General features: G+C 48.9%; 4 protein-coding genes. 2 read left to right on the top strand and 2 right to left on the bottom strand.

Translation table 11 applies throughout. The features are described 5' to 3' along the window. Positions 1-41 precede the first annotated feature (41 nt). The gene (locus KDK14_RS08395) at positions 42-1,016 is read right to left on the bottom strand and encodes an ion channel (RefSeq protein WP_257264643.1); all 975 of its coding nucleotides are present in this window, start codon (positions 1,014-1,016) and stop codon (positions 42-44) included. 264 nt (positions 1,017-1,280) lie between these two features. Between KDK14_RS08395 and KDK14_RS08400 the strand changes: the two genes are divergently transcribed. Continuing rightward, positions 1,281-1,958 (top strand): type 1 glutamine amidotransferase domain-containing protein, encoded by a 678-nt coding sequence (locus KDK14_RS08400; RefSeq protein ID WP_257264644.1) that lies wholly within the window; start codon positions 1,281-1,283, stop codon positions 1,956-1,958. A gap of 373 nt (positions 1,959-2,331) precedes the next feature. Further along, positions 2,332-3,477: a MalY/PatB family protein gene (locus tag KDK14_RS08405; protein ID WP_257264645.1), complete on the top strand. Its 1,146-nt coding sequence runs from the start codon at positions 2,332-2,334 to the stop codon at positions 3,475-3,477. 2 nt (positions 3,478-3,479) lie between these two features. Here KDK14_RS08405 and KDK14_RS08410 read toward each other — a convergent pair. Then, positions 3,480-4,258 (bottom strand): hypothetical protein (locus tag KDK14_RS08410; protein WP_257264646.1); only part of this gene is annotated, 779 nt, incomplete at its 5' end.

The raw sequence follows: 4,258 nt of genomic DNA on the forward strand, positions 1-4,258 counted from the left end.
TTCTGCCATCCTCGCTACGGTCGCTATTCTCGGACAGCCTCCTAGCGGATCATCTTCCTGACAAACAAGACAACGAAAAGCGCCAGAGAAAAGCTGCCGGTGAATGCTTCACAGGCAGCGACAATCCGCGACAACCCCAGTGGGGTCACATCCCCATAGCCGAGGGTGGTAAACGTCACCACGCTGAAATAAAGACAATCCAGCCAATACCGAAGGTTCAGGATCAAATCCTGATTCTGGCTAAACCGGACAACCGTATCACCGCTCTGAACGCCAGTGAACAAATACAGGAAAGAACAGAATACAATCAAGGCCAGGGAAAAAAACACCACACGCAAGGGGGATTCACCATAGCCACTGATTCTGTCAACCAGATAGGAAATCAGCCGTTGCCGTGAGTATTTTGGCATTTGCAGCCGATGGAAGACCCTTTCCTGATAATAAAAACGGCCTGCCACTCCCATCATGCCAAGGTTTTCACACTGACGGCGGATATTTCTGGCAGACTCTTCCGCTTCTTCAAATAAAGCCATGGCATTTTTCGGATTGGCAGCTGCCTCCCTTTGCTGGTAAAGCTTATCCCCCCACTGCACATGATCCAGTAGACTGTTGTTCAGATTCACGCCCAGCAGATTACAGCCATCAAGATTAGCCTTGTGCAGATTGGCATTGGCAAGGTTGGCTTTAAACAGCCGGGAACCGGAAAAATCCACACGATAAAAATGCCCGTTACAGAGGCTGGCCCTGCTCAAATCACAGTTAATCAATTGATATGGCTTGCCACCATGGTTCACCAGATTAATATTATCCAGATTCGCCTTACGGAGAATGAAGCCTTCCATGGGCAGCCCCGTTTCAGCCCTGTTTTCGAGCCTCGTTTTTACCTCATCACCGGTCTTATTCACATTTGGATCATGCCAGAAGCAAAGCTGGCTTTCTGACTCCACCACATCTTTACAACGACCATATTTTCCGAAAAAAGCGCACTGCTGCCCTGACTTGTGAATCTGTTGCAAATCCCCGGCCCTGTATTCTTACGACAGCTTTTGTTGAAATCTGTCATCTGCCCTGTTGAACATATCGGCTTGCTGATCAGGGCATTTACCCGGAAGGCTGTCCGAAACCAGGCTGCCCTCCTGCGGTTGCAATAAATTGATCTAAAAAATCCTGCTTCTTCGTCAAATGGCCCTGCTATTCTCGGACAGCCTCCTTGCCAATGACTTTACACACAGCGAACTTTTCAACACACTGAACACTCGCTGTACCAAGAGGATACTGCCATGAAAATTCTGTTTGTACTCACCTCCCACAATAAACTGGGATCTACCGGTGAAAAAACCGGGTTCTGGCTAGAGGAATTTGCTGCGCCTTACTATCGCTTTGTGGATTCGGGGGCCAGCGTAACCCTGGTCTCACCAGCGGGAGGACAACCACCCCTCGACCCGAAAAGTCAACTCCCCGAGTTTCAAACCGAAGCCACCCGACGGTTTGGGCAAGACCAGCAGTCACAGGAGATGCTGTCCAGCACCGGGAAATTAGCCAGTGTTTCTGCGGATGATTTTGACGCGATATTTTATCCGGGTGGTCATGGCCCGCTGTGGGACCTGGTCAATGATCCTGACTCGATTGAACTGATCGGGCATTTCTGCCAGCAGGATAAACCGGTTTCTGCGGTCTGCCATGCTCCTGCCGTTCTGCTTAACGTCACAGACCAAAAAGGAGTCTCTCTTGTTCAAGGCAGAAAAGTGACCGGATTCAGCAACAGCGAAGAGATTGCAGTGCAGCTGGATAACGTGGTTCCATTCTCTTTGGAAGATGAGTTGAAAAACCGGGGAGCACTATACAGCGCCGGCCCCGACTGGGAAAGCTACCTGGTGCAAGACGGGTTATTGGTCACAGGACAGAACCCCGCCTCTTCAGAGGCTGTCGCTGATGCTGTGCTCTCGCTACTGACGTGATAACCGGTATAGCACAATACCGGCCCCCCTCACTCTTGGATTGTGCGGATTCGGATCAGTACGATCACAGGGCAAATTTGAAAAGCATGTATTTCGCTACCACTAAACTGGCTTCCCGGGCGCATAGAGCAACCAAAAACGTAGCCGGAATATGTGAAATTCAGCAGGTTTGGCCAAGGTTCTGAAATGCCCCCAAGCTGTCGTGGAGCTTTGCGCACCAGCAACAACGGCATAATATTTATAACTGATGTTACGCACCTCTATTATGTAGTACCTGATCATTTGGAAAAAATATGACTGATGGTAGTAAACGACAGTGAAGTGCGCCACAACAGTTTATAAGATACCCATAAAACAAACACTGGATAGAACAATGAATTTCGATTTCGATAAAGTGGTGGATCGAACCAAAACCGCCAGCCTTAAATGGGAGCGATTCAGTCCTGACGTTCTGCCCATGTGGGTAGCGGATATGGATTTCCAGTCAGCGCCGGAAATCATCGAAGCACTGCACCAGCGTATCGACCATGGGGTGTTTGGTTACACCGAACCAGACCATGAACTGGAACAACTGGTGGTTGAGCGTTGTCGTCATCTCTACCACTGGGATATTGAGCCACAGTGGATTGTCTGGATGCCGGGCCTGGTCTCTGCCCTGAATGTCTGTGTTCGTGCCTATGCCGACAAAAGTGAAGGCGTGATTTCTCCCGTTCCTGTCTATTATCCCTTTCTTGTGGCTCCCAAACTGGCCGGACGTGAGCTTATTGGCGTGGAATGGGTTAAGCAACGGGGCCAATGGATCCTCGATCTCGATAGCCTTGAGCAGAAAATCACACCCAGTTGCAAACTGCTGATGCTCTGCAATCCACAAAACCCGAATGGTCGGGTATTTACCCGGGCAGAACTGGAGAAGCTGGAGCAACTTTGTAAAAAACATGGCCTTGTGGTCTGTTCCGATGAAGTGCATTGCGACCTGATTCTTGATCGCCATGCTGAGCATATTCCCTGCGCTGCCATCAGCGAATTTGCCAGAGACCACTCAGTCACCCTGATGTCACCGTCCAAAACCTTCAACCTGGCCGGTTTCGGCTGCGCATTCGCGATTATACCCAATCAACAGTTACGGCATCAGTTCAACCAGGTTCGCACCGGTATTGTGCCATCAGTGGACAGCGCCCTGATTGGCTACACGGCAGCGAAAGCGGCTTATCGTCATGGTGAACCCTGGCGTCAGTCATTGCTGGACTACCTGCGTGGTAGCCACGATTACCTGCTGGATGCCATCAATAACATCCCCGGCCTTGTCATGGAACCACTGCAGGCAACCTACCTGGCCTGGATTGATGTCAGCGAACTGGGACTGGAAGATCCACACCAGTTCTTTGCAAAGGCCGGTGTAGGCCTGTCCCCCGGAAAGCAGTTCGGTGATGAAAATTACCTGAGGCTTAACTTTGGTTGCAGCCGATCCGTTCTGGCAGAAGGCGTCGCACGAATAGCCAAAGCCGTGGCGGATCACTAAACTCAGTTGTCTTGTGGCTCCCCAAGTACCGCTAAACGGAAAGTTTTTATCTGGGCTTTGACCCGCAAGAGCAGAATATTTTCTGGTCTCAGGTGAAAGCCCATATTACGGACAAAACGAACAAATTTGAAATCGACTGTCTTTCGAAGCTTGCTTTCATCCTCAAGATTTAAATTTTCATTGTTTATAGCCAATCCATACAGCAAAGTCGGCAGTTCGTTGACAAACGCATCCTGTAGCGTTTGTGGACTTTCATCATCCTCATTTCTCAGAACCCAGTCAGATTGCAACCAATTAAAAAGCTGAAGGCAGACCTGTTCAACCGTTTGCTCCCTTTGGCATTGATTCAGAAAATCATCCATTGGAGGTATTATTGTCTCTCCAAATTCCTTTTGGTGTTCGCTGACCATCCGATTAATTTGCTCAACCTGGCTATATGACAATGGTATAAAAGTTAAATCCCTGATACGTGAAGGTGCCGATAGTGCATCTGGAGTTATGGGCAGGGTGGTAGCTTCAGATGCACTGTCATTTTGCTTGATTAAATGGTCAGAACTGCGATCTTCAGAAATATTCTCGTCTGATAGGGAATTAATATCTGGAAGTTCGCTCTCATCTATGCTTTCAGCAGAGCTATCGTACGCCGGATTTGCCCCCCCTGGCAGACTGGAGGGCTGACTCTCTTTGGCCTGTTTTTTTCCGTGGCATCGATTATGGAAAAATACAAACAGACCATGCAAAAGATCAAAATTAATTTCATTATTAATCACTTCCATAGAAT

It is taken from the genome of Endozoicomonas sp. ONNA2, from assembly GCF_024606365.1.
GTDB lineage: Bacteria > Pseudomonadota > Gammaproteobacteria > Pseudomonadales > Endozoicomonadaceae > Endozoicomonas.